This window comes from Amycolatopsis echigonensis (genome assembly GCF_002846615.1).
Taxonomy (GTDB): Bacteria; Actinomycetota; Actinomycetes; order Mycobacteriales; family Pseudonocardiaceae; genus Amycolatopsis; species Amycolatopsis echigonensis.
In genome coordinates this window covers 280,283-305,683 of the sequence record NZ_PJMY01000001.1, presented here as the reverse complement: position 1 = coordinate 305,683, position 25,401 = coordinate 280,283, and the positions used below count along the sequence as shown (strand labels likewise).

Here is a 25,401-nt window from a genome sequence, read left to right as displayed (position 1 = left end):
AGGTCCGAGGTCGACGGTGTCCGACGAATACCCCGAAGAAGCCGGATTGACAGTCCGCCCGCCGGCGACGCACGCGGCGGGGCTGAAGGCGGTCCGGGTTTCGCTCCGCCGCGCGCTGGCCCAGATGGGGCCGGCGAAATCGGCGAAGAACCTGTTGTCGCTCAACCAGGTCGACGGATTCGACTGCATGTCCTGCGCGTGGCCGGATCCGCTGGAGGGCCGGCACACCGCGGAGTTCTGCGAGAACGGCGCGAAAGCTGTCTCGTGGGAGGGGCAGCGCGACACCGTCGGCCCGGACTTCTTCGCCCGGCATTCGATCTCCGAGCTGGCCGGCCGGAGCGGGTACTGGCTGGAAAGCCAGGGCCGGCTGGCGCACCCGATGGTGCGCCGGGACGGTGCCGACCACTACGAGCCGATCTCCTGGGCTGACGCGTTCGCGCTCGTGGGCGAGCATTTGCGTGCACTCGAGTCCCAGGACGAGGCGCTCTTCTACACGTCCGGCCGGGCCTCGAATGAAGCCGCGTTCGTCTATCAGCTGTTCGCCCGCGCATTCGGCACCAACAACCTGCCGGACTGCTCGAACATGTGCCACGAGTCGACGTCCGTCGGCCTCGCCCGCACGATCGGCGTCGGCAAGGGCACGGTGACCCTCCAGGACCTGCACGAGGCCGACTTGATCGTGATCTCCGGCCAGAACCCGGGCACGAACCACCCGCGGATGCTGTCCGCGCTGGAAAAGGCCAAGCGCAACGGCGCCAAGATCCTCGCGGTCAACCCGCTGCGCGAGGCCGGGCTGCTCAAGTTCAACAATCCGCAGACCCCGCGGGGGCTGACGATCGGCACCGGCCTCGCCGACCGGTATCTGCGGATCCGGTCGAACGGCGACCTGGCCCTGTGGCGCGGCGTCGCCCGGCTGCTGCTGGAGGCCGAGGACGCGAATCCCGGCACGATCGTCGACCGCGAGTTCGTCCGGCAGTCGACCACCGGCTGGGAAGCCTGGGAAAAGCACGTCCGCGGCGTCGACTGGGACGAGGTCGTCGCCGCCACTGGGTTGGCTCGCGAGGAGATCGAAGCGGCCGCGGCGATGATGGCCGAGTCTCAGCGCACCGTGCACTGCTGGGCGATGGGGATCACCCAGCACCGCAACGCGGTCGCCACCGTGGGCGAGATCGTGAACGTCGCCCTGATGCGCGGAATGATCGGCAAGCCCGGTGCCGGGCTGTGTCCGGTGCGCGGCCATTCCAACGTCCAGGGCGACCGCACGATGGGCATCTGGGAAAAGCCTCCGGAGTCCTTTTTGGACGCACTGGGTGCGGAGTTCGGCTTCGAGCCGCCGCGCGAGCACGGGCACGACGCCGCCGACGCGGTGCGCGCGCTCCGGGACGGGCGCGCGAAGGTGTTTGTCGGGCTGGGCGGCAACTTCGCCGAGGCGATGTCCGACACCGCGGTCACCGAAGCGGCTCTGCGGTCCGCCGCGCTGACTGTGCAGATCTCCACCAAGCTGAACCGGAGCCACCTTGCCGCGGGCAAGGACGCCCTGATCCTGCCCGCGCTCGGCCGCACCGAACAGGACCACACCGGCGGCATCGTGCAGCGGGTCACCGTCGAAGACTCAATGTCGGTCGTCCACGCGTCCCGCGGGCGGGCGAAACCGGCCGCGCCGCTGCTGCGGTCGGAGGTGGCGATCGTCTGCGGAATGGCATACGCCGCGCTCGGCGACCGGTACGGCATTCCGTGGCCGGAATTCGCCGCCGATTACGCGCGGATCCGCGAGCGCATCGGCCGCGTGGTGCCCGGCTGCGAAGGATACGAAGAGAAAATCAGCCGGCACGCCGCTTTCACGCTTCCGCATCCGCCGCGCGACACGCGGACCTTTCCCACCCCCGAAGGCAAAGCGGTGTTCACGGTCAGCCCGCTCGAGGTGCTGACCGTGCCGGAGGGCCGGCTCATCCTCCAGACGCTGCGCAGCCACGACCAGTTCAACACCACCGTTTACGGGCTGGACGACCGCTACCGGGGCATCCGCTCCGGACGCCGGGTGGTCTTCGTGAACGAGGCGGACCTGCGCGAGCTGGGGTTGCGCGACGGAGACCACGTCGACCTGGTCTCGGAGTGGCCGGACGGCGAACGCCGGGCGCCGCGGTTCCGCCTCGTCGCCTACGACACGCCGAAGGGGTGCGCCGCCGCGTACTACCCGGAGACCAATCCGCTCGTCCCGCTCGATTCGCAAGCCCTGGAGTCCGGCACGCCGACGTCCAAGTCGGTCGTGGTCCGGCTCGAACCCGTTCGACCCGTCGAGTAAGGAGCAGGTGCACCATGGCACAGCACGTTCAGGGCGTCGTCGCCCTCGCCGAAGGCAAACCGGTGTCGGTCGAGACGATCGTCGTGCCGGACCCGGGCCCGGGAGAGGCGGTGGTGCGCGTCCAGGCCTGCGGGGTCTGCCACACCGACCTGCACTACCGCGAAGGCGGCATCAACGACGAGTTTCCCTTTCTCCTCGGACACGAGGCCGCCGGGACGGTGGAATCGGTCGGCGAAGGCGTGACCGACGTGGCCCCCGGCGACTTCGTGATCCTGAACTGGCGCGCGGTGTGCGGGCAGTGCCGCGCGTGCCGCAAGGGCAAACCCCAGTATTGCTTCGACACGCACAACGGGAAGCAGAAGATGACCTTGCTGTCGGGGCAGGAGCTGAGCCCGGCGCTGGGCATCGGGGCGTTCGCGGAGAAGACGCTCGTCGCGGCCGGGCAGTGCACGAAGGTGAATCCGCGGATCCCGCCCCAGGTCGCCGGCCTGCTCGGCTGCGGGGTGATGGCCGGTCTCGGCGCGGCGATCAACACCGGCGGGGTCGGCCGCGGCGATTCGGTCGCGGTCATCGGCTGCGGCGGGGTCGGCGACGCGGCGATCGCCGGTGCGGTCCTGGCCGGAGCCACGACGGTGATCGCCGTCGACCGGGATCCCCGGAAACTGGACAAGGCCAAGGAATTCGGCGCGACGCACACCGTCGACGCCCGGGATCTCGACGCGGTCGAGGCGATCGTCGGCTATACCGGCGGCTTCGGCGCGGACGTCGTGATCGACGCGGTGGGCCGGCCGGAGACGTGGAAACAGGCCTTCCGCGCCCGGGACCTGGCCGGCACCGTCGTCCTGGTCGGCGTGCCGACGCCGGAGATGACGGCACCGGAACTTCCGCTGATCGAGTACTTCTCCCGCGGCGGCGCGCTGAAATCCTCCTGGTACGGCGACTGCCTTCCGGAACGCGACTTCCCGGCGATGGTCGACCTCCACCTGCAGGGCCGGTTGCCGCTGGACAAGTTCGTCTCCGAGGAGATCGCGCTGGACTCCGTCGAGGACGCGTTCGAGAAGATGCGGCAGGGGAACGTGCTGCGCTCGGTGGTGGTCCTGTGAACCCGATCGAGCACCTCGTCACCTCCGGCACCTTCTCGCTGGACGGCGGCACCTGGGACGTCGACAACAACGTCTGGCTGATCGGCGACGACCGGGAGGTCCTGGTCCTCGACCCGGCGCACGACGCGAAGGCGATCGCGGAACAGGTGGGGGACCGGCGGGTCGTCGCCATCGTGTGCACTCACGGGCACGACGACCACATCGGCCAGGCACCGGTGCTGGCGGACACCTTCGGCGCGCCGATTCTGCTGCATCCCGACGAAGCGCCGCTGTGGGCGCTGACCCATCCGGATCGCCGGCCCGACGGGGAACTCCGGGACGGAGAAGTGCTGACCGCGGGCGGGATCGACCTGCGGGCGTTCGTCACGCCAGGGCATTCGCCCGGCTCGACGAGCCTGTACGCACCGGAGCTCAAGACCGTGTTCACTGGCGACACTCTGTTCCAGGGCGGCCCCGGCGCCACTGGCCGGTCGTTTTCCAGCTTCGACACCATCATCGCCTCGATCCGGGACACGTTGCTGACCCTGCCCGAGGACACGGCAGTGCGCACCGGCCACGGCGAAAGCACCACGATCGGCGCCGAAGCCCCGCATCTCGCGGAATGGCTCGCGCGCGGGCACTGATCACCCGGAAACCGCCCCGGAACGGCTCTTGACCCGGCTCTCCTCGCCGACTTAGCCTGACCCTTATCTGATATATCAATCGTCTACTACGAAGGAATCGGGGACTGCCGCATGTCCGTCACGGTCGATCGTCAGGAGAGCAGCGCCGCTCAGGTGCTGGGGCTTCCGCTGGCTCAAGCGGATCCCGAGGTGCACGCGGCGGTCGGCCGGGAGCTGGGCCGGCAGCGGCGGACGCTGGAAATGATCGCGAGCGAGAACTTCGCGCCGCTCAGCGTGATGCAGGCGCAGGGCTCGGTGCTGACCAACAAATACGCCGAGGGCTACCCGGGCCGCCGGTACTACGGCGGCTGCGAGCACGTCGACGAGGTCGAGCAGCTGGCGATCGACCGGGCGAAGGCGCTGTTCGGCGCGGAGTTCGCGAACGTGCAGCCGCATTCGGGCGCGCAGGCCAATTCGGCGGTGCTGAACGCGCTGCTGAAGCCGGGCGAGACGTTCCTGGGCCTGGACCTCGCGCACGGCGGGCATCTGACGCACGGGATGCGGTTGACGTTCTCGGGCAAGTACTTCACCCCCGTGCCGTACCACGTGCGGGAGAGCGACCACCTCGTCGACATGGCGGAGGTGGAACGGCTGGCGAAGGAACACCAGCCGAAGCTGATCGTCGCGGGGTGGTCGGCGTATCCGCGGCAGCTGGACTTCGCGGAGTTCCGCCGGATCGCCGACGAGGTCGGGGCGTACTTGATGGTCGACATGGCGCATTTCGCGGGGCTGGTGGCGGCGGGCCTGCATCCGTCGCCGGTGCCGCACGCGCACGTGGTGACCTCGACGACGCACAAGACCCTCGGCGGCCCGCGCGGCGGCGTCGTGCTGGCGACGGCGGACCTGGGCAAGAAGCTGAACTCGAGCGTGTTCCCGGGGCAGCAGGGCGGTCCGCTGGAGCACGTGATCGCGGCGAAGGCGGTCGCGTTCAAGCTCGCCGGGGAGCCCGCTTTCCGGGAACGGCAGGAGCGGACGCTGGCCGGGGCGAAGATCCTGGCCGAGCGGCTGCTGGCGGAGGAGAACGTCGGGGTGGTCTCCGGCGGGACGGACGTGCATCTGGTCCTCGTCGACCTGCGGGAGTCCGCATTGGACGGTCAGCAGGCGGAGGATCGGCTGCACCGCGCGGGAATCACGGTGAACCGCAACGCGGTCCCGTTCGACCCGAGGCCGCCAATGGTGTCCTCGGGCGTCCGGATCGGGACGCCGGCGCTGGCCGCGCGCGGGTTCGGCGCCGAGGATTTCGCGGAGGTGGCCGACGTGATCGCGCTGGCCTTGCGGCCGGAGACCGGAGAGTCCGAATTGGACGCGTTGGCCGCGCGCGTCTCGGCACTGGCCGAGCGGCACCCGCTCTACCCGGAGGTGGTCGCATGACCGTCGCACCCGGTGCGCACCTGCCCGAGCACCCGGATTTCCTGTGGCGCAACCCGGAACCGGAGAAGACCTACGACGTCGTGATCGTGGGCGGCGGCGGGCACGGCCTGGCGACCGCCTACTACCTGGCCAAGAACCACGGCATCACGAATGTCGCGGTGCTGGAGCGCGGCTGGCTCGCGGGCGGGAACATGGCCCGCAACACGACGCTGATCCGCTCGAACTACCTGTGGGACGAGTCGGCGGCGATCTACGAGCACGCGCTGAAGCTGTGGGAAGGGCTCGAGGACGACCTCGGCTACCCGATCCTGTTCTCCCAGCGCGGCGTGCTGAACCTCGCGCACACCGAGCAGGACGTGCGCGACTCCGTCCGCCGGGTCGAGGCGAACAAGCTCAACGGCGTCGACGCGGAATGGCTGGGGCCGGACGAGGTCGCGAAGATCTGCCCGATCGTGAACGTGTCCGGCGACATCCGGTATCCGGTGCAGGGCGCGACGTATCAGCCGCGCGCGGGAATCGCGAAACACGACTACGTCGCCTGGGGTTTCGCCACCCGCGCCGACGAGGCCGGGATCGACTTGATCCAGGACTGCGAGGTCACCGGGTTCACCGTGGACGGCGACCGCGTCACCGGCGTGCGGACCAGCCGCGGCGACATCGGGTGCGGGACGGTCGCGTTGTGCGCGGCCGGGCACACCTCGGTGCTGCTCGACCAGCTCGGCGTGCGGTCGCCGTTGCAGTCGCATCCCTTGCAGGCGCTGGTGTCCGAGCTGCTGGAGCCGGTGCATCCGACGATCGTGATGTCGAACGCGGTGCACGTCTACGTTTCGCAGGCGCACAAGGGCGAGCTGGTGATGGGCGCGGGCGTGGATTCCTACAACGGCTACGGCCAGCGCGGCGCGTTCCACATCATCGAGCGGCAGATGGCCGCGGCGGTGGAGCTGTTCCCGGTGTTCGCGCGTGCGCATCTGCTGCGGTCGTGGGCCGGGATCGTGGACGTCACGCCGGACGCGTCGCCGATCGTCGGGCACACGCCGTACGAGAACGTGTTCGTCAACGCCGGGTGGGGAACCGGCGGGTTCAAGGCGACGCCGGGACTGGGCTGGTGCTTCGCGCACACCGTCGCACACGGCGAGCCGCATCCGTACGTCGCGCCGTTCGGCCTCGACCGTTTCGCCACCGGTGCGCTCGTCGACGAGCACGGCGCCGCAGCCGTCGCGCACTGAGAGGACTTGCCATGCAACTGATTCGCTGCCCGTGGTGCGGGCCGCGCGAGGAAACCGAATTCCACTACGGCGGACAGGCCGAGGTCGCCTATCCCGCCCGGCCCGCGGACCTGTCCGACCAGGAATGGGCCGAGTTCGTGTTCTACCGCGACAACCCCAAGGGCCCGTTCGCCGAACGCTGGAGCCACGCGACCGGGTGCCGCAAATGGTTCAACGCCGTCCGCGACACCCGCAGCTACGCATTCCTTGCCACGTATCGGATCGGCGAACCGCGCCCGGAGGTGACCGCATGAGCGCCGCTTGCCAGCGAATCATCGCCATTCATGCTGTCGCCTCCCGGACAGCCAGCGTGAAACTCCTCAAGGAGGCGACGGCATGAGCCGAGTCAACGGCTACGGCCGCGTCGACCGGAGCAAGACGCTCACGTTCACCTTCGACGGCCGCAGCTACACCGGGCATCCCGGCGACACGCTCGCGTCGGCATTGCTGGCCAACGGCGTGCATCGCCTCGGGACCAGCGTGAAATTCGGCCGACCGCGCGGGATCGGCGCGGCGTGGACCGAGGACCCGACCGGCCTGGTGCAGATCGAGGAGCCGTTCCCCGAACCGATGCTGCAGGCGTCGGTCGTGGAACTGGTCGACGGACTCGTCGCGCGTGGCGTGCCCGGGCAGGGGCGGCTGGCCGAGATCGCCGACACCGCGCGGTACGACCGCAAGCACACCCACACCGACACCCTCGTGATCGGCGCCGGACCGGCCGGGCTGCACGCCGCCCGGTCAGCCGCGCGAACGGGGCAGAGCGTGGTGCTGGTCGACGACCGCGCTACACCCGGCGGAATGCTGACCGGTACTGAACAACTGGACGGCAAACCGGCACCGGAGTTCGTCGAAGACGTCGTGGCCGAACTGGCGGCGAACCCGGACGTGCTGCACCTGCAGCGCACCACGGCGTTCGGCCAGTACGACGACGGATTCGTCCTCGCGCTGGAGCGGCGCACCGACCATCTCGGACCGGACGCGGCGGGCGCCCGGCAGCGGGTCCACCGGATCCGCGCGCAGCACGTCGTCGTCGCGACGGGCGCGCACGAACGGCCGATCGTGTTCGAGGACAACGACCGGCCCGGGATCATGCTCGCTTCCTCGGCGCGGGACTTCCTGCACCGCTACGGCGTTCTCGTCGGCCGCGAGGTCGTCGTGTTCACCAGCGACGACCGTGCCTACGCGGCGGCGGTCGACCTCGCCGGCGCCGGGGCGCACGTGACCGTCCTGGACGCGCGCGACACGCTGCCGCGCGAGGAAGAGGCGCGGGCGAACGCGCACGGCGTGACCGTGCATCCGTCCACTGTGGTCACCGGAACCGAAGGCGGCACCCGGGTCTCCGCGGTGCTCGCCACGACCCCGGACGGACGGGTGCGGCTGCCCGCGGACACGCTGCTGGTCTCGGGCGGCTGGAATCCGACCGTGCATTTGTTCAGCCACATCAAGGGCGCGCTGGCTTATGACGCGGCACTCGGCGCGTTCCGCCCGGCCGCTCCGCTGCCCGGGGTCGCTGTGATCGGGGCCGCGAACGGGGACTTCGACTCAGCCACTCCGACCAAGATCCTCTGGCGCACCGACGGCGATCCGGCACGGCAGTTCGTGGACATCCAGCGCGACGCGACCGTCGCCGACATCCGGCGCGCGGTCGGCGCGGGGCTGCGTTCGGTGGAACACGTCAAGCGCTACACCACGATCGGCACCGCCCACGACCAAGGCAAGACGTCCGGCGTGCTCGCCTCGGGCATCACTGCCGAACTGCTCGGCCGCCCGATCGAGGAACTCGGTACGACCACGTTCCGACCGCCGTACACGCCGGTCGCCTTCGCGGCGCTGGCCGGACGCGAGCGCGGCAGCCTGTTCGACCCGGAACGGGTCACCTCGCTGCACGACTGGCACCTCGAGGCCGGAGCGGTGTTCGAGGACGTCGGCCAGTGGAAGCGGGCCCGCTACTACCCGCAGCCGGGCGAGGACATGGACGCCGCGGTGCTGCGCGAGTGCGCCGCGGTCCGCGGCGGGGTCGGCATGCTCGACGGGTCCACCCTCGGCAAGATCGACGTGCAAGGACCGGACGCGGGCGAGTTCCTCGACCGGCTCTACACGAACATGATGAGCACGCTGAAGGTCGGCCGGGTCCGCTACGGCGTCATGTGCGGCAACGACGGCATGTTGCTCGACGACGGCACTGTCCTGCGCATCGCGGAGAACAGGTATCTGGTCACCACGACCACCGGCGGCGCGGCGGCCGTGCTGGACTGGATGGAGGAGTGGCTCCAGACCGAGTGGACCGACCTGAAGGTGTATCTGGCGTCGGTCACCGAGCACTGGTCGGTGTTCCCGGTCGTCGGGCCGCGTTCGCGCGACGTGCTCGCCGAAGTGTTCCCGGACGTCGACGTTTCCAACGACGCGTTCCCGTTCATGTCCTGGCAGGACACCGTGCTGGACGGAGTGCCGGTGCGGCTGGCGCGGATCTCGTTCTCCGGCGAGCTGGCGTGGGAAGTGAACGTCAACTCCTGGTACGCGCCGGCGTTGTGGGAGCGGCTGCTGGCGGCCGGGGAGCAGTACGGAATCACGCCCTACGGCACGGAAACCATGCACGTCCTGCGCGCGGAGAAGGGCTACCCGATCATCGGCCAGGACACCGACGGCACGGTCAGCCCGCAGGATCTCGGCATGAGCTGGGCGGTGTCGAAGAAGAAGGAAGACTTCATCGGCAAACGCTCGTTTTCCCGGCCGGAGAACCACAATCCGCTGCGCAAGCAGTTCGTGTCGCTGCTGCCCACCGACCGCAGCACGCGGCTGCCGGAGGGATCGCAGATCGTGGAACGCTGCCCGGACGGGAAGCTGCCCGACCCGCCGGTGCCGATGCTCGGACACGTCACCTCCAGCTACCGCAGCGCGGAGCTGGGCCGGCCGTTCGCGCTCGCCCTGGTGAAGAACGGACGCGCCCGCGTCGGGGACGTCGTGCACGTCCCGGTCGGCGGCGTCCTCGTCGAGGCCGAAATCGGCAGCACCGTGCTGGTCGACCCGGAAGGAGCCCGCCGCGATGGCTGACGTCCTGTATCGCACCCACCCGCTCACCGCCTGGCAGCCCGCCCTCGATGCGCTCGGCGACGAGATCGCCGGCTGCACTGTCGACGCCGAGAATCCGGTGGCCGCCGTCGATGTCCGTGTCGACCCGGACGGGTGCGGCCTCGCGGCGCTGGGCCGGGTGCTGGGCGCGGCGTTGCCGACCGAACCGAACACCTGGACCCCGACCGGTCAAGGCCAGCTGGTGTGGCTCGGTCCCGACGAATGGCTGGTGACGGACGCGAACGCGCTGCCGCACGAGCTCGAGGAAGACTTGAGCTGGGTCGTGTCCGCCTACGACGGCGCGGTCGTCGACGTGTCCGCGCAACGGACCAGCCTGCGGTTGCGCGGGGCCAAGGCGCGGGAGCTGCTGTCCTTCGGCTGCTCGCTCGACCTGCGGCCGGCGAAGTTCCCCGCCGGCGCCTGCGCGCAGACCGCCGTCGGCCAGGCCGGCGTGCTGCTGCTCGCCCTCGGCAAGGACGACCTGCGGCTCTTCGTCCGGCCGTCCTTCGCCGGCTACCTCGCCGAATGGCTGCTCGACGCGGCCGAGGAATTCCGCGCCCCCTAGCACTTTTCCCGCAGCGGCCGTCCCCTTCAGGAGAGATCCCATGAGCACCACCCCCCGCGTCGTCGTCATCGGAGCCGGGATCGTCGGCGCCAACCTCGCCGACGAGCTCACCGAGCGCGGCTGGACCGAGGTCACCGTTCTCGACCAAGGCCCGCTTCCGCTCGCCGGCGGCTCCACCTCGCACGCGCCCGGCTTGGTCTTCCAGACCAACGGATCCCGGACCATGACCCGCTTCGCGACCTACACCGTCGAGAAGTTCAAGAGCCTCGACGTCGACGGCGCCTGGTGTTTCAACCAGGTCGGCGGACTGGAGATTGCGACCACGCCGGAGCGGCTGGCCGACCTGCACCGCAAGCAGGGCTGGGCGACCTCGTGGGGCGTGCCCGGCGAGGTCGTCGGACCGGAGCGCTGCGCGGAGCTGTACCCGCTGCTCGACCGCGACCAGGTGCTCGGCGGGTTCCACACGCCCACCGACGGCCTGGCCAAGGCGTCCCGGGCGGTCACGGCGCTGGCCCGGCGCGCGCAGTCGCGCGGCGCGGTCTTCCGAGGCTCGACGCGCGTCACGGAAGTCCTCCAGCAGGGCGGGCGCGTCACCGGCGTGCGGACCGCCGCCGGGGACGAGATCCCGGCCGACATCGTCGTGTCGTGCGCCGGGTTCTGGGGACCGGCGGTGGGCGAACTGGCCGGGATGCGGGTGCCGCTGCTGCCGGTGGCGCACCAGTACGCGCGCACCGGGCAGGTCGCCGGGCTCGTCGGCCGCAACGACGAGCAGATCGAAGCGCGCCTGCCGATCCTTCGCCACCAAGACCGCGACCTGTACTACCGCGAGCACAACGACCGGCTGGGCATCGGCACGTACGCGCACCGCCCGATGCCGGTGCGGCTGGGCGACCTGCCCGAGGTCGAGGACGGCGACCTCACCGAGGCGGCGATGCCGTCGATGCTGCCGTTCACCGAAGAGGACTTCGCGCCGTCGTGGGAGGCCAGCAAGCAGCTGCTGCCCTCGCTGCGGGACAGCAAGATCGACACCGGGTTCAACGGGATCATGTCGTTCACCCCGGACGGCGGCCCGCTCGTCGGGGAATCCCCGGACGTGGCCGGGTTCTGGATCGCCGAAGCGGTGTGGGTGACCCATTCCGCGGGCGTCGCGCGCTCCGTCGCGCAGCTGCTGGTCGACGGCCGCAGCGAGATCGAGCTGCACGGCTGCGACGTGCACCGGTTCGACGAGATCGAAACCACTCAGTCCTATGTGGACGAGACCGCGCAGCGGAACTTCGTCGAGGTCTACGACGTGCTGCACCCGTTGCAGCCCAAGCTGTCGCCGCGCGACCTGCGGGTGAGCCCGTTCCACGCGCGGCAGAAGGAACTCGGCGCGTTCTTCCTCGAAGCGCACGGGTGGGAGCGGCCCCACTGGTACGAGGCCAATGCCCGCCTGGTCAAGGAGTTGCCGGCCGAATGGCAGCCGCCGTCGCGCGACGCGTGGTCGGCGATGTTCCATTCGCCGATCGCGGCGGCCGAAGCGTGGAAGACGCGGACGGCGGTGGCGATGTACGACATGACGCCGCTGAAGCGGATCGAGGTCTTCGGCAGCGGCGCGGTGGCGTTCCTGCAGCGGCTGACCACCGGCAAGATGGACAAGTCGGTCGGGTCGGTGACCTACACGCTGGCGTTGGACGAAGCCGGCGGGATCCGCAGCGACCTGACCGTCGCGCGGCTCGGCGAGCAGCTGTTCCAGGTCGGCGCCAACGGAAACCTCGATCTGGACTACTTCCGCCGGCAGGCGCCCGCGGACGGCAGCGTGCAGCTGCGCGACATCACCGGCGGCACCTGCTGCGTCGGGGTCTGGGGGCCGCTGGCCCGAGACCTGGTCCAGCCGTTGACCGACGACGACTTCTCCCACGAGGCGCTGAAGTACTTCCGGCTCAAGCACGCGACCATCGCCGGGATCCCGGTCGTCGCGATGCGACTGTCCTATGTGGGCGAACTGGGCTGGGAGATCTACACCAGCGCCGAATACGGGCAGCGGCTGTGGGACGCGTTGTTCGAAGCCGGTCGTCCGCTCGGAGTGATCGCCGCGGGCCGGGCCGCGTTCAACAGCCTGCGCCTGGAGAAGGGCTACCGCGCTTGGGGTTCGGACATGAACACCGAGCACAACCCGTACGAAGCCGGTCTGGGTTTCGCGGTCAACGCCAAGAAGACCGGCTATGTCGGCTGCGACGCGGTCGCCGAGCTGAGCAACGACACCGTGTCCCGCCGCCTGGCCTGCTTGACCGTCGACGACGGCCGCAGCGTGGTCCTCGGGCACGAGCCGGTGTTCCTGGACGGCGAACCGGACGGGTACGTCACCTCCGCGGCGTTCGGGCACACGATCGGCAAGCCGGTCGCGTACGCCTGGCTGCCCGCGTCGGCGACGGTCGGCACCCAGGTGGAAATCCAGTACTTCGACCGGCGGGTGCGGGCGACCGTGACCGCGGAACCGCTGGTCGACCCGGAAATGGCGCGGATCCGTCGCTGAGCGGCGAGAACAGGACGACACCCATGCGCACGGAAACCCTTGACGCGTTCCTGGATTCGCTGGCCGGGCGGGTGCCCGCGCCCGGCGGCGGAGCGAGCGCGGCACTGCACGCGGCTCAGGGCGCCGCGCTCGCCGGCATGGTCGCCCGGTACAGCGTCGGCCCGAAATATGCCGAGCACGCTGGAACGATCGCGAAAATCTGCGACAGCGCCGACGACCTGCGCGAGCAGGCCTCGGTGCTCGCCGAACAGGACATCGCCGTCTTCAGCCGGGTCGGTGCGGCCTACGCGCTGCCTCGCGCGACCGGCTCCGACAAGGCGGCCCGCTCCGCCGCGATCGCGGACGCACTGATCGCGGCGGGACGAGTCCCGGCCGCGGTGCTCGCGGTGGCCGAGCAAGTGCTCGGGCTCGCCGAGCAACTGCTGCCGATCGGCAACCGGAACGTCGTCAGCGACGTCGCGGCGTCCGCCGACGCGGCCCGGGCCGCTGCCTCCACTGCCCGGGTGAACGTCGAGATCAACCTCGCCGGCATCACCGACGCCGAGGCGCGCGCGGAACTGTCCGGTGCGCTCGCGCCGGTCGACGATCTCCTCGCTCGTGCCGACGCGCTGACCGCCGCGGTGCGGGAGGTGATCGCCCGATGACCGCGGTGCTGAGCGGGACCGAACTGGCCCGGAACCTCCGCGCGGAAGTCACCGCGGCCGCGGCCGCCCTGACCGGGGCCGGGACCTCGGCCCGGCTCGCGGTGGTCGTCGCCACCGACGACGAGTCGAGCGCGTGGTACGTCCGCTCGATCGCCGGTGCGGCGCGGAAAACCGGCATCGACTGCGACGTCGTCGACCTCGGGCCGCAGGCGAAGCCCGGGCAGATCCGCGCCGCGCTGGCGGCCTTGAGCGAGGACCCGGCCGTGCACGGGATCATGCTGCAGACGCCGTTGCCGGACGGTGCCCATTTCGAGGACCTCGCCTCGGCGATCGCCCCGGAGAAGGACGTCGACGGAGCGAATCCGCTTTCCCTGGGCAGGCTGAGCGCGGGGCTTCCGGCGTTCGCGCCCGCGACCGCCGCCGCGGTGCTCGCGCTGCTGGACCACTACGACGTCCCGCTCGCCGGGCGCACCGCGGTCGTGGTCGGGCGGTCGAACGTGGTCGGGAAGCCGGCCGCGCAGCTGCTGTTGCAGCGGGACGCGACCGTGGCCGTCTGCCACCGCCACACCAAGGACCTCGCCGCGCTGACCCGCCCGGCGGACGTCCTCGTGGTCGCGGTCGGCCAGCCGGGCCTGATCAAGGCCGAGCACGTCGGCCCGGACGCGATCGTCGTCGACGTCGGCACCAACCCGACGGCCGACGGCGGGCTCGTCGGCGACGTGGACGAACGGGCCGTCTCCGGCCGGGCGGGCGGGCTCACCCCGGTGCCCGGCGGAGTCGGCCCGGTCACGACCGCCCTGCTGTTGCGCCAGACCATCCAATCGGCAGCCGGGAGATTCCCGTGACCACAGGAACGCTGCGGTCTCCCGCCCACGAGACACTGCTCGGGAAGCTGCACCGGCCAGGGCACCTCGTCTGCGGAATCGTCAACGTCACGCCCGATTCCTTCTCCGACGGCGGGCGCGATCCGGCCGCCGCCCTCGACCACGCGCTCCGGCTCGCCGACGAGGGCGCCGACCTGCTCGACATCGGGGGCGAGTCCACCCGGCCGGGCGCGCATCCGCCCTCGCTCCAGGAAGAACTGGACCGGGTCACCGGCGTCATCGAGCAGCTGGCCGCCCGCGTGCCCGTGCCGCTGTCGATCGACACCTCCCGGCCCGAGGTGATGGACGCCGCGGTCCGGGCGGAAGCCGTTTTGATCAACGACGTGCGGGCGCTGCGGTATCCGGACGCGGTGGAAACGGCGGCCCGGCTCGGCGTGCCGGTCTGCCTGACGCACATGCTGGGGCCGCCGCACACAATGCAGCAGGACCCGCGCTACGACGACGTCGTGGCCGAGGTGCGCGAATTCCTCCAGGACCGGATGGACACATGCCTGCGGGCCGGGATCCCGCGCGAGCACCTGGTCGTCGACCCGGGGTTCGGATTCGGCAAGACGCTGGAGCACAACCTGGCGCTGCTGCGGTCTCTCGACCGGTTCGCCGACCTCGGCGCGCCGGTCATGGCCGGGCTCTCCCGCAAGGCGATGCTCGGCCGGCTGACCGGCCGCCCGGTCGGGCAGCGGGAGGCCGCCTCGGTCGCCGCGGCGATGGTGGCGGCGCGGCGCGGGGCGAAGATCCTCCGCGTCCACGACGTGGCCGCGACAGCCGACGCGCTCACCGTCCTGGCGGCGGCGGGATGACCACGGCAGCCGCGCAGACGGCGTCAGATGACCGCGCGGACGGCTTTCTCGAAGCCGGTCACGTGCTCGCGGGCCAGCCGTTCGGCGGTCTTCGCCTTGCCGCTGGCGATCGCGCGCAGCAGGCCGACGTGTTCCTCGACGTGCTGGTCGAAATGCGGCATCCGGTCGAGGAAGAGACAGAAGATCCGGGTGGCGAGGTTGTTGTAGCGGACCAGGGTGTCTTCCAGATGCGGGTTCCCGGCCGCCCGGTAGATCGCGCGGTGCACGCGCAGGTCCCATTTCATCAGGGTGTCCCGGTCCAGGGCGCGGGCGTCGGTGTCCTGGAGGTCGTCGGCGAGCTCCGCGAGGCGGGTCCGCACCGGTCCGGCCGCGCTGTCCGCGGCCCGGCGGGCGGCCAGCGGCTCGAGCTGGACGCGGATTTCCGAGATATAGGCCAGGTCCGTGATGTCCACGGCGGTCGCGAACGTCCCGCGGCGCGGGTAGGACACCACGAGCCGGTCGGTCTCCAGGCGCTTGAGCGCCTCGCGGACCGGCGTGCGGCCGACGCCCAGCGAGGCGCTCAACGCGGCGTCGTCGATCGCGGACATCGGCGGGATGTCCAGCATGATCAGCTGGTCCTGGATGGCCGCGTAAGCGCGGTCGGCGAGCGACGCGGGCAGCTGGTCGGGTTCATCGCGAGCAAGGGTCACGAAACCCATGGTAAGCCCGGGAAACCCGGGATCGGCGGCGTGATGTCCACCGCGGCGAGTGTTGATACATCAATCCGGTGTCTGAAGGCGCCGATGCCGCGAGAACTCCGGGAGCGACGATGACGATCAGCGTGTTCGACCTCTTCAAGGTCGGGATCGGCCCGTCGAGCTCGCACACGGTCGGGCCGATGCGCGCGGCGTACGAGTTCGTCGAGCGGCTTCGGGCGGCTGGCGAGCTGCCGCGGGTGCGGCGCGTCCGATGTGAGCTGTTCGGCTCGCTCGGCGCCACCGGGCACGGACACGGCAGCGTGAAGGCGGTGGTGCTCGGGCTGTCCGGCGAGCAGCCGCATCTCGTCGATCCGGTCGCGGCCGGCCCGGCGGCGGACGCTGTGCGTGCCGAGGGGCTGCTTTGCCTCGGCGGCGAGCACAAGATCGCGTTCTCGCCCGACGACGACGTGGTGCTGCATCGCCGCAAACGGCTGGATTTCCACAGCAACGGCATGGTGTTCGAGGCGTTCGACGCGGACCGGACGCGCATCGAGCGGCGGGAGTACTACTCGGTCGGCGGCGGATTCGTGCTGGACGAAGACGAAGCGGGCCAGCCGGTCCTGGTCGCGGACGCCACGCCGGTCCGGTATCCCTTCACGACCGGCGACGAACTGCTGGCGCTGACCGCCGAGTCCGGGTTGCGGATCAGCGACCTGATGCTCGCCAACGAACTCGCGTGGCGCACCGAGGACGAGATTCGCGCTGGACTGCTGGAGGTCTGGGCGGTCATGCGCGAATGCGTCGACCGCGGCACGCGCACCGGGGGAGTGCTGCCCGGCGGGCTCAAGGTCCGGCGGCGCGCGGCGCGGCTGCGCGAACGGCTCGAGTCCGGAGTGGACGAAGACGATCCGTTGCGCGCCATGGAATGGGTGACGTTGCTCGCGCTTGCGGTCAACGAGGAGAACGCCGCGGGCGGCCGGGTGGTGACCGCGCCGACGAACGGCGCCGCCGGGATCGTGCCGGCGGTGCTGCACTACGCCGCGAAATTCCTGCCGTCGTTCTCGCCTGAGCAGGCCGTGCGCTTCCTGCTCACCGCGGGCGCGATCGGCCTGCTGTTCAAGGAGAACGCGTCGATTTCGGGTGCCGAGGTCGGGTGCCAGGGGGAGGTCGGTTCCGCGTGCTCGATGGCCGCCGCCGGACTCGCCGAACTGCTCGGCGGCACGCCCGAGCAGGTGGAGAACGCCGCCGAGATCGGGATCGAGCACAACCTCGGCCTCACCTGCGACCCAGTCGGCGGGCTCGTGCAGATCCCGTGCATCGAACGCAACGCGGTCGCGTCCGTGAAGGCGATCACCGCCGCGCGGCTGGCCGTGCGCGGTGACGGCGCGCACCACGTGTCCCTGGACAAGGCCATCAAGACCATGCGCGAGACCGGCGCGGACATGAAGGACAAGTACAAGGAGACCGCCCGCGGCGGGCTGGCCCTGAACATCGTCGAATGCTGAGGAGCTTCCGATGACCCATTCGTTCACGCTCACCCTGAGCTGCCCCAACCGCACCGGCATCGTGCGCGCCGTCAGCGGCTTCCTCTACGAGCACGGGTGCGACATCGGCCAGCACCAGCAGTTCGACGACGCGATGAGCGACCGGTTGTTCATGCGGACCCAGGTCAGCGCCCCCGAGGAAACGGATCTGGACGCGCTGTCGCGCGCCTTCTCGGACATCGCCACGGAATTCCAGATGACCTACGCGTTCAGTGCGAACCGGAACGCGCGCGTGCTGGTCATGGTCTCCAAGCTCGGGCATTGCCTCAACGACCTGATTTTCCGCTGGCGCGCGGGAAGTCTCGGGGCGGATCTGGTCGCCGTGGTGTCCAACCACGAGGACCTGCGGCCGATGGCGGAGGCGGCCGGGCTGCCGTTCGTGCACGTGCCGGTCACGCCGGAGACCAAGGCCGACGCCGAGGCGCGGCTGCTGCGGCTGGTCGACGAATTCGACGCCGAACTCGTCGTCCTGGCCCGGTACATGCAGATCCTGTCGGACGAGACCAGCAAGGCGCTGTACGGCCGGGCGATCAACATCCACCACTCCTTCCTGCCCGGGTTCAAGGGCGCCAAGCCCTACCACCAGGCGTACGGCCGCGGCGTGAAACTGGTCGGCGCGACCGCGCACTACGTCACCTCCGACCTCGACGAGGGGCCGATCATCGAGCAGGAGGTCATCCGGATCGACCACACCTACGATCCCCGTGCGCTGCAGACAGTCGGCCGCGACGCGGAGGCGCTTGCGTTGTCGCGGGCCGTGCGGTGGCACTGCGAGCGGCGAGTCCTGCTGAACGGCCACAGCACGGTCGTCTTCCCATGACGCCGCCCGGCCCGGCGCGCTTCGACGACCTGCGCGCCGGGACCGGACTGCGGTTCGCCGCGCCCAGCCGGATCCTGGCCGCGTATCGGCCGGCGGACGTGGTGCCGGTGCTGGAAGCCGTCGAAGCGGCGACTGCGCGGGGAAAGTGGGCCTACGGCTTTGTAGCGTACGAGGCTGCGGCCGCGTATGGGTTGGACGTGCATGCCGAGCCACCGGAGGGTCTCCCGCTGGTGTGGTTCGGCCTGACCGACCAGCCGCAGGAGGCGATCTCGTCGACGTCCGTTGGCGAATACGACGTGCATTGGCGTGAGCACTGGTCGCGTACCGAGTATTACGGCCTCGTGCAGCGGGTGCGCGAGAAGATCGCCGCGGGGGAGACGTATCAGACCAATCTGACCGTGCGCATGCGCGGATCGTTCTTCGGTGACCCCGATGGGTTGTATCGGGATCTCTGTTCGGCACAACGAGGTTCCTGCCACGCTCGCCTCGACACCGGCCGGTTCGTGATCGCCAGCGCGAGCCCCGAGTTGTTCTTCGAACGCCGCGGCGACGAGCTGCTTTTGCGGCCGATGAAAGGAACCGCCCCCGCCGGGCCGACCCCGTCCGACGACCGTGCCCGGGCACGCGAGCTGCGCGGCGACGAGAAGGAACGCGCCGAGAACATCATGATCGTGGACCTGATGCGCAACGACGTCGCCCGCGTAGCGGTGCCGGGCAGCGTTCGGGTGCCCTCGTTGTTGCGCGTGGAGCGGTATCCGACCGTGTTGCAGCTGACCTCCGAGGTGACCGCGAGGCTGCGGCCCGAGACCGGATTGCCGGACCTGTTCGCCGCGCTGTTCCCGTGCGGATCGGTCACTGGCGCGCCGAAAGCCCGCACCATGACGCTGATCCGGGAACTGGAGGACACGCCCCGAGGTGTCTACTGTGGAGCGATCGGCTGGGCGGCGCCGCCGAGCGCGCCGGTCCGGTCCCGGTTCAGCGTCGCGATCCGCACCGCTGTGGTCGATCGTGCGGCAGGCACGGCGGAGTACGGGGTGGGCGGCGGAATCACTTGGGGCTCGAGTGCGGACGCGGAGCATCGCGAGCTGCTGGCCAAGGCGCGGATTTTGCGACGGGGCGAGTCGGTGGCCCGGGTGCCCGTCGGCCGAGGGTGAAGGGAGCGGATCCGGGTCGGTCCTTGCCCTGGTTCGGTCGTGACGGCGAGGAATCCGTGCCGCGCCGGTCAGTCGCGCTCGATGCGCCCGAGTTTCGCGTGGCCGAGGACCGGGTAGCCGGGCAGTCCGATGAAGACAGTCCCCTTTTTCGGCTGGCCCGCTACCCACACGACCCCGGACGCTTGGGCTGAGGCGACGAGGGAGACTCCGGCGAGCGACGCCGTGCGGGTTCCTTCCGGTGAGGTGACCCGACAGAAGAGTTTCCCGCGATTGCCGCCGTTTCTGACCGAGTCGGAGACGATCCGCAACGGGGTCCACGAGGTTGTCCGGGCTGCCCGAGGTGCGCGGATCAGCCAGTGGCGCAGGGACACCGCTGACGTCCAGATGAGGGTGGCGGCCAGATAGAGCCCCAAGAACGTGGCGAACCCGAGGAGTTCGTCGGATTTCCGGTAGGGGCGCAGCAGCAGCGGCGCGTAGGTGGCGCCCAGCCAGGCCGCCAGCGCGAGTCTCAGGCCGGCGTCCGCGATGATCCGGGGCCGGTAGAGCCGGATGATGAGGTGGAACAGCGCGTTGCGGGTCGGATCCGGTATCCGAGGGGGCACCGGACGCGCCGAGCCGGGCAGTGTGCGGGCGCGCAGAACGGCTGGCGTCACTACGCCTGGCACCACGAACCCCGCACGGCCCGAAGGCTCGGGGCCGACCGCCCAGACGTAACCCCGGCTGTTGGTCAAGCCGTTCATCGCGGGCGGGCCGACGCGGAACCACTGGTCGTTCGCCAGCCTCAGGTAGAGCGCACGCTTCGTGGCCCGGAGCATGTCGTCGTCCACGAGCACCTTGCGGAACGGCAGGTCGAGCAACCGCTTCCGCACCTTCCGCGGGGAACGAAAGGCGATCCGGGCGAGCAACCGGAGCCTGGCGGCGGAGAGGACGGCGACAACGGCGGGAAGAGCGAGGTAAGTCTTCGACCGGGCGAACACGATTATCGCGACGCACACCGCCAAGCAGGCGAACGGGACGAGGACGCGGATGTACCGCGTGCTCCGCCGCCCGCGGAGGCCTAGCGCGAACCATCGGTCCTGTCCGGACGGACGGCCCTCTTCCGGCTCGACGGCGACGACGCGGTCCGGCACCGGCGGCGTGTCGGCAGCGGGGACTGCGCTCATCGGCGAATCCGTCCTGACCAGGCGGCTCCTGATCGGACCCGAGTGAGCAAGAGATTAGTACGCGCGCCCACGAACGTCATCAGTCGCTCCGGTCCGCGTCGACCTCTCGTGCGCTGTCGTGACAACCGCTCCGCGGGCAGCCCCGCCTGCGGGTCGCGTCGTCCTCAAGACTCGATGGCCGCCAGGATCGCCGCGGCGAACGGGGCCGGGTCGAGGTCGCCGCGGACGGCGAGTTGCTGGCGGTAGCCGTCGCAGAGGGCCACGAACGCTTCGGCTATCCGGGCGGCTTCCGCCGGTTCGCGGTCGGGCAGGCGTGCCGCGACCGCGGAGCGCAGTTCGTCGAGCTGCTGCCGGACGAGGGCGGCCAGCGGCTCGGAAACGGCGGCCTCGGCGTAGATCTGGGTCACCAGACGGGCGTGGTCCTCTTCCCGCGCGAGGGTGCGGATGTGCTCGAGGAAGTCCTGGACGGACTGGGCGGTCAGCTCGTCGGGCAGCGCTTGGCCGCCCTGCTCGCAGATGGCGGCGACGATCTGGTCTTTGCCCTTGAAGTACCGGTAGATCGCCCCGGTGGACAGGCCGGAGGCTTCGACGAGGTCGGTCATGGACGTCCGGGCGAAACCGTGCGTGGCGAAGCGGGCGCGGGCGGCGTCGATGATCTGCTGACGGCGCGCGTCGAGATGGGCTTGAGTGACTCTCGGCATAAAAGAACGACCATTCGTTTTATGTGATACCGTCCGAACCATACCCCACAGCTCGCCCCCTCGGGAGGATTTCGTGCGCTACCAGACTTTCGGAAGACAGAGCGGCTTGCGGATCTCCGAGTACGTGCTGGGCACGTCCAACTTCGGCTCGGCGCCGGCCGCTGCGGGGCTGGCGGGCGCGAAGGCGATCTTCGAGGACTTCGTCGCGGCGGGCGGCACCACGTTCGACGTGTCGAACATCGCCCAGAACGGCGAGGCCGAGACCGTGCTGGGCGAGCTTCTCGGCCGCGACCGCGACGAATTCGTGGTGATCACCAAGTACACCGCGACCAGCCAGCCGGATCGACGGCCGACCGCTACTGGCAACAGCCGCAAGAGCATGATCCGCTCGCTCGAGGAGAGCCTGCGACGGTTGAAGACCGACTACGTGGACGTCTTCATGCCGCCCTACCTTTCAGGGATGTCCGCGGTCCGCGAGGATCGGCGGATGCAGGTGGAGCGGGTATGGCTTTCATGCCTGCTGCCGGTGATGGTTCAGAGTGCTGTGCCGCCCGCTCCACCACCTGGTTCTGACCGCTGATTAGGCACTGCGAACCATCGCTATGTAGGGCGTTGACGGCGGAATCGGGACGCACCACACCGTGTGATCGACCGGAGGTTCGATGGCAGTAAAAGCAGGCATCGATGTCGCCAAGGAGTTCCACTGGGTCGCGATCGTCGCCGCCGAGACCGGGAAAGTCCTGCTCTCCCGGCGCGTCGACAACGACCCGGACAGCATCGACGCCCTGATCGCCCAGCTGCGCCAGGCCGAAGCCGAGCACGGCGAGCTCACCGCCGCGATCGACCTGATGGGCGGAGTGGCCAGCTTGCTGACCGCCATGCTGCTGGAGGCAGGTGTCCGCCTGGTCCACGTCCCGGGCCTGGTGGTCAACCGAGCCCGCCGCGCCAGCAAGGGCGGCGAAGCCAAATCCGATCCCCGCGACGCGGCCACCATCGCCGACCAGCTGCGCCTGCGCGACGACTGGCGCATCGTCACCGCCGAGGACGACATCACCCTCGACCTGCGGATGCTGGTCTCCCGACGCCGTGAACTCGTCATCGATCAGACCCGCCGCCTCAACCGGCTGCGCGAAACCCTGGCCGGGTTCTTCCCCGGCCTGGAACGCGTCGTGGACGTGACCAACCTCAGCGACCTGCGGCTTCTGGTCCGCTTCGTCACACCGGAAGAGGTCCGCGAAGCCGGACGCGACGGCCTGATCGATCACATGCTGGCCGCGGGCGTCCGCCGCAGCTATGCCGAACCCTTGGCAGGCAAGGCGATTGCGGCCGCTCAGGCCCAGCATGTGATCGTTCCCGGGCAGAAGCGCATGGCCGAGTTCGCCCGCGAGTTCGCCACCGACGCGATCGCGGCCCGGCACCGCATCGGCGAACTGGAGAACCAGATCGCCGACGGGCTCGACCGCCACCCTGACGCGGCCCTCGTCCGAAGCCTGCCGGGGATGGGGGCCACCCTGACCGCGGAATTCCTCGCGGAGGCAGGAAACCTGGACCGCTTCGCCAGCGCCGATCAGCTCGCTTCGGCCGCCGGCCTCGCGCCGGTCCTGCAGCAGTCCGGGAAGATGAACTACCTGCGGCGAGCCACCGCCGGCAGCAAACACCTGAAGTTCATCTTCTACCAGTCCGCGTTCTGCGCGATCCGCACCGACCCACTCAGCAAAGCTTTCTACCAGCGCAAACGCGCCGAAGGGAAGCGCCATCACCAGGCACTGATCGCGCTGGCCCGACGACGCATCAACGTCCTCTACGCGCTCCTGCGCACCCGCCAGCCTTACCAGGCCGACTACCGACACACCACGGCTACCGCTGCTTGACATAAACATTAGGCAGCACTTTCCGGACGGCGTGACCCCGATGCCGGAGATCTTGTCCGGCTTCGAGGACCTGCGGCGAGCGGGCAAGATCCGGTACGGCGGACTGTCCAACTTCCCGGCCTGGCGAGTCGCGGGCGCCGCGGTGAGATCGGAGGTGGGCGGCTTTTCGGCGCTGGCCGGCATCGAGACCGAGTACAGCCTGGCGGAGCGCTCCGCGGACCGGGAACTCATCCCGATGGCACGTGCCCACGGGATGGGAATCGTCGCGTATTCGCCGCTCGCCGGCGGGCTGCTGACGGGGAAGTACCGGCGCGGCGAAGAGGGCCGGCTCACCGCACAGGGAACGGCGGACGCGAAGTCCGGGCAGCGGGCCGCCGTGCTCGACGCGGTCCTTTCGGTCGCTGAGGAGGCCGGGACGGGTCCGGTCCAGGTCGCGCTGGCCTGGCTGCGTCATCGCGCCGAGCGGACGCGGACCGCGCTGGTCCCGATCGTGGGGCCCCGCACCCAGGCCCACCTGCGGGGATACCTGGACGCGCTGGAGGTCGACCTCAGCCGGGAGCACCGCGACCTGCTGGACGAGGTCAGCGCCGTCCGGCCAGGCGCGCCGCACGCAGACGTGGAGGCCGCGCTGGCCCGCGGTTTCGACGGCGACCGGAGCCTCCTCGACGGTCCGCTCGTTCCGGTGCCGTGATGCCCGCTTCGCCGACTTCTGGAGTGCGCATGCCTGCAGCCCGTATCGCCGCGATCAACCTCGAATGCGCCGACCCCGCCGCGTTGGCCCGCTTCTGGGCCGAAATGCTGGACGGCGAGACCGTGGTCGAGACACCGGGATTCTGTGCGGTCAAAGCCGGTCCGCTCCACCTCGGCGCGGTCAAGGTCGCCGAGTACCGGCCGCCGACCTGGCCGTCCGCCGAGCGCTCGCAACAGATCCACCTCGACCTCGCCGTCGAAGACCTCGATGCCGCCGAACGCACGGCGATCGGGCTCGGAGCCGCCAAGGAAGCGGCGCAGCCCGGCCCGGACCGCTTCCGGGTGCTCCGTGATCCAGCCGGGCATCCGTTCTGCCTGCGGGCCATGACGTAGGCGGATTCGTTCGCGGATAAAGCCATGGACAGGGCGTCGCGTCCTCGGGCCGGAAGAGATCGAACTGTGGATTCCGAATGCGCCGCTGACCCCGGGCGCTGGAACGTTTCCCGTTGTTCCTGGCAGGAAACGCGGCGAAGAGGAGGTGCCCGTGGACGTGGTCGGATTGGCCGCTGCCGGTGGCGCCGGGCAGCCCGTCGAACGACGCGCGTCCGGCGGATTCGCCCCAGACCACCGCGCTGGACCAGCGCCCGGCAGCGACGCTTCCGTCGTCGCAAGAATGACGAGGCGCAAAGCGGGTACAGCGAATGGGTGGGCGCTTCCGCTGTGGGAAGCGGTCGCGGAAGGAGGCATTCGCACCGGTGAAACCGGATCCGGGACACGCCGACATCAAGGCCTTGCGCACCTACGTCGAGGCCGTCGCCGTGCTGCTGCATGTCGAGCCGGCCGCGTGCTGGAGCGAGCACAGCAGCCCGTCGACCGCTTACGTCGCACTGGCCGACCGATGCCCGCGGCACGCGGACCGGTTCCTGATGCTGCAGTGGGCCGAGGACACCGGATGGTGCCTCGCTCTCGAACCCCAAGGCGCGGAGGAGCCGGTGGTCCTCGCCCACTGGCCGAAACCGGTACGGCCGGCTGCCGTCGTGGTGGCCCGCAGGGTCCGTCAAGCGCTGGCCGAGCTGGCACGGCCTCGCGAGAACGCCACGCGGAGCAGGCAGGACTGCGGGCTCAAACCCGCCGCGGACCTTCCGGAACGCCGAAGGAACGCGCGGGGCTCGAACGGTCGCTATCCGCCCGCGCCGGCGCCTGGAGTTTCCTAGCCGCCCGGAGCCGGCTGCCCTGAGCGGAGGGGCGCTGACGAGCGGCGATCGACTGGAGCCGCGGGCGAACGGCGATTCGGTGTGCACATCGGACTGTCTTGGGGCGACGAGACGGCCCCGCCGGCTGTCGTTGTCAACCGGCGGGGCCTGGTCGCAGTCATGCCCGGGCAGAACTGCGACCTCCACGGGGAGGTACCCGTCTCAGCGGGCGGTACTCGTGGCAGCACAGGGAGTTCGCTGGAACCACACTGTCGGCAGGCTGCTGAGATTGCCGGAGCGCTCGCGACGCGCGTGTTACGGTCGGTTCGTTGTCAGCAGACCGTGCGGGACACGGGAGTCAGGGCCTTCGGCCGCGCCTTGAGGGTCACCGCCACCGCCAAATCGTCCATG

At 70.2% G+C, this 25,401-nt stretch carries 23 protein-coding genes; 20 read left to right on the top strand and 3 right to left on the bottom strand.

The genetic code is table 11. The features are described 5' to 3' along the window. Positions 1–16 precede the first annotated feature (16 nt). The 12 genes from ATK30_RS01435 (at position 17) to folP (ending at position 15,177) form a co-directional block, all read left to right on the top strand. The gene (locus ATK30_RS01435; RefSeq protein WP_101433911.1) at positions 17–2,302 is read left to right on the top strand and encodes an FdhF/YdeP family oxidoreductase; all 2,286 of its coding nucleotides are present in this window, start codon (positions 17–19) and stop codon (positions 2,300–2,302) included. Between the two features lie 14 nt (positions 2,303–2,316). After that, entirely contained in the window at positions 2,317–3,405 is a 1,089-nt protein-coding gene (locus tag ATK30_RS01430) for an S-(hydroxymethyl)mycothiol dehydrogenase (protein WP_101433910.1), read from the top strand. Beyond that, complete coding sequence (locus ATK30_RS01425; protein WP_101433909.1) at positions 3,402–4,028, top strand: MBL fold metallo-hydrolase; 627 nt, start codon at positions 3,402–3,404, stop codon at positions 4,026–4,028. Before ATK30_RS01430 ends, ATK30_RS01425 begins: the two co-directional genes overlap by 4 nt. A 111-nt stretch (positions 4,029–4,139) precedes the next feature. Further along, on the top strand, positions 4,140–5,438 hold the full coding sequence (locus tag ATK30_RS01420; RefSeq protein ID WP_101433908.1) for a serine hydroxymethyltransferase: 1,299 nt from the start codon (positions 4,140–4,142) through the stop codon (positions 5,436–5,438). Beyond that, on the top strand, positions 5,435–6,664 hold the full coding sequence (locus ATK30_RS01415; RefSeq protein WP_101433907.1) for a sarcosine oxidase subunit beta family protein: 1,230 nt from the start codon (positions 5,435–5,437) through the stop codon (positions 6,662–6,664). Before ATK30_RS01420 ends, ATK30_RS01415 begins: the two co-directional genes overlap by 4 nt. Positions 6,665–6,675: 11 nt before the next feature. After that, positions 6,676–6,957 (top strand): sarcosine oxidase subunit delta, encoded by a 282-nt coding sequence (locus tag ATK30_RS01410; protein WP_101433906.1) that lies wholly within the window; start codon positions 6,676–6,678, stop codon positions 6,955–6,957. A gap of 82 nt (positions 6,958–7,039) precedes the next feature. After that, the gene (locus tag ATK30_RS01405) at positions 7,040–9,754 is read left to right on the top strand and encodes a 2Fe-2S iron-sulfur cluster-binding protein (protein WP_101433905.1); all 2,715 of its coding nucleotides are present in this window, start codon (positions 7,040–7,042) and stop codon (positions 9,752–9,754) included. After that, positions 9,747–10,337: a sarcosine oxidase subunit gamma gene (locus ATK30_RS01400; RefSeq protein ID WP_101433904.1), complete on the top strand. Its 591-nt coding sequence runs from the start codon at positions 9,747–9,749 to the stop codon at positions 10,335–10,337. The genes ATK30_RS01405 and ATK30_RS01400 overlap by 8 nt, the downstream gene beginning before the upstream one ends. Before the next feature lie 40 nt (positions 10,338–10,377). Beyond that, a complete protein-coding gene (locus tag ATK30_RS01395) occupies positions 10,378–12,852 on the top strand; it encodes a GcvT family protein (protein WP_101433903.1) in 2,475 nt (824 codons plus the stop codon). A gap of 23 nt (positions 12,853–12,875) precedes the next feature. Further along, positions 12,876–13,496, top strand: coding sequence for a cyclodeaminase/cyclohydrolase family protein (locus tag ATK30_RS01390; protein WP_101433902.1), 621 nt, complete (start codon positions 12,876–12,878; stop codon positions 13,494–13,496). Then, complete coding sequence (locus ATK30_RS01385) at positions 13,493–14,341, top strand: bifunctional 5,10-methylenetetrahydrofolate dehydrogenase/5,10-methenyltetrahydrofolate cyclohydrolase (RefSeq protein ID WP_101433901.1); 849 nt, start codon at positions 13,493–13,495, stop codon at positions 14,339–14,341. Before ATK30_RS01390 ends, ATK30_RS01385 begins: the two co-directional genes overlap by 4 nt. Continuing rightward, a complete protein-coding gene (gene folP / locus ATK30_RS01380) occupies positions 14,338–15,177 on the top strand; it encodes a dihydropteroate synthase (RefSeq protein ID WP_101433900.1) in 840 nt (279 codons plus the stop codon). Before ATK30_RS01385 ends, folP begins: the two co-directional genes overlap by 4 nt. Positions 15,178–15,200: 23 nt before the next feature. Here the strand turns inward: folP and ATK30_RS01375 are convergent, their stop codons facing one another. Then, positions 15,201–15,875 (bottom strand): GntR family transcriptional regulator, encoded by a 675-nt coding sequence (locus ATK30_RS01375; RefSeq protein WP_101433899.1) that lies wholly within the window; start codon positions 15,873–15,875, stop codon positions 15,201–15,203. 110 nt (positions 15,876–15,985) lie between these two features. Here ATK30_RS01375 and ATK30_RS01370 point away from each other — a divergent pair, with 110 nt between their 5' ends. Genes ATK30_RS01370 through pabB form a run of 3 tightly spaced genes read left to right on the top strand, consistent with a single transcriptional unit; the run spans position 15,986 to position 19,372 of the window. Further along, complete coding sequence (locus ATK30_RS01370; protein WP_101433898.1) at positions 15,986–17,359, top strand: L-serine ammonia-lyase; 1,374 nt, start codon at positions 15,986–15,988, stop codon at positions 17,357–17,359. 10 nt (positions 17,360–17,369) lie between these two features. Next, positions 17,370–18,218: a formyltetrahydrofolate deformylase gene (purU, locus tag ATK30_RS01365; RefSeq protein ID WP_101433897.1), complete on the top strand. Its 849-nt coding sequence runs from the start codon at positions 17,370–17,372 to the stop codon at positions 18,216–18,218. Beyond that, a complete protein-coding gene (gene pabB / locus ATK30_RS01360) occupies positions 18,215–19,372 on the top strand; it encodes an aminodeoxychorismate synthase component I (protein WP_101433896.1) in 1,158 nt (385 codons plus the stop codon). The genes purU and pabB overlap by 4 nt, the downstream gene beginning before the upstream one ends. A 68-nt stretch (positions 19,373–19,440) precedes the next feature. Here the strand turns inward: pabB and ATK30_RS01355 are convergent, their stop codons facing one another. Beyond that, positions 19,441–20,535, bottom strand: coding sequence for a hypothetical protein (locus ATK30_RS01355; RefSeq protein ID WP_101433895.1), 1,095 nt, complete (start codon positions 20,533–20,535; stop codon positions 19,441–19,443). A gap of 164 nt (positions 20,536–20,699) precedes the next feature. Then, positions 20,700–21,236: a TetR/AcrR family transcriptional regulator gene (locus ATK30_RS01350; protein ID WP_101433894.1), complete on the bottom strand. Its 537-nt coding sequence runs from the start codon at positions 21,234–21,236 to the stop codon at positions 20,700–20,702. Positions 21,237–21,309: 73 nt separating this feature from the next. Here ATK30_RS01350 and ATK30_RS01345 point away from each other — a divergent pair, with 73 nt between their 5' ends. From ATK30_RS01345 to ATK30_RS01325, 5 genes are all read left to right on the top strand, one after another. Continuing rightward, the gene (locus ATK30_RS01345; protein WP_101433893.1) at positions 21,310–21,816 is read left to right on the top strand and encodes an aldo/keto reductase; all 507 of its coding nucleotides are present in this window, start codon (positions 21,310–21,312) and stop codon (positions 21,814–21,816) included. A gap of 82 nt (positions 21,817–21,898) precedes the next feature. Continuing rightward, positions 21,899–23,107 carry an IS110 family RNA-guided transposase gene (locus ATK30_RS01340; RefSeq protein ID WP_101433892.1) on the top strand — a complete coding sequence of 403 codons (1,209 nt, stop codon included), beginning with the start codon at positions 21,899–21,901 and terminating at the stop codon, positions 23,105–23,107. Next, complete coding sequence (locus tag ATK30_RS01335) at positions 23,100–23,798, top strand: aldo/keto reductase (RefSeq protein ID WP_341867334.1); 699 nt, start codon at positions 23,100–23,102, stop codon at positions 23,796–23,798. Before ATK30_RS01340 ends, ATK30_RS01335 begins: the two co-directional genes overlap by 8 nt. Before the next feature lie 29 nt (positions 23,799–23,827). Beyond that, complete coding sequence (locus ATK30_RS01330) at positions 23,828–24,190, top strand: VOC family protein (protein WP_158242429.1); 363 nt, start codon at positions 23,828–23,830, stop codon at positions 24,188–24,190. A 362-nt stretch (positions 24,191–24,552) separates the two neighbouring features. Then, a complete protein-coding gene (locus ATK30_RS01325; protein WP_101433889.1) occupies positions 24,553–25,011 on the top strand; it encodes a DUF6292 family protein in 459 nt (152 codons plus the stop codon). Positions 25,012–25,401 lie beyond the last annotated feature (390 nt).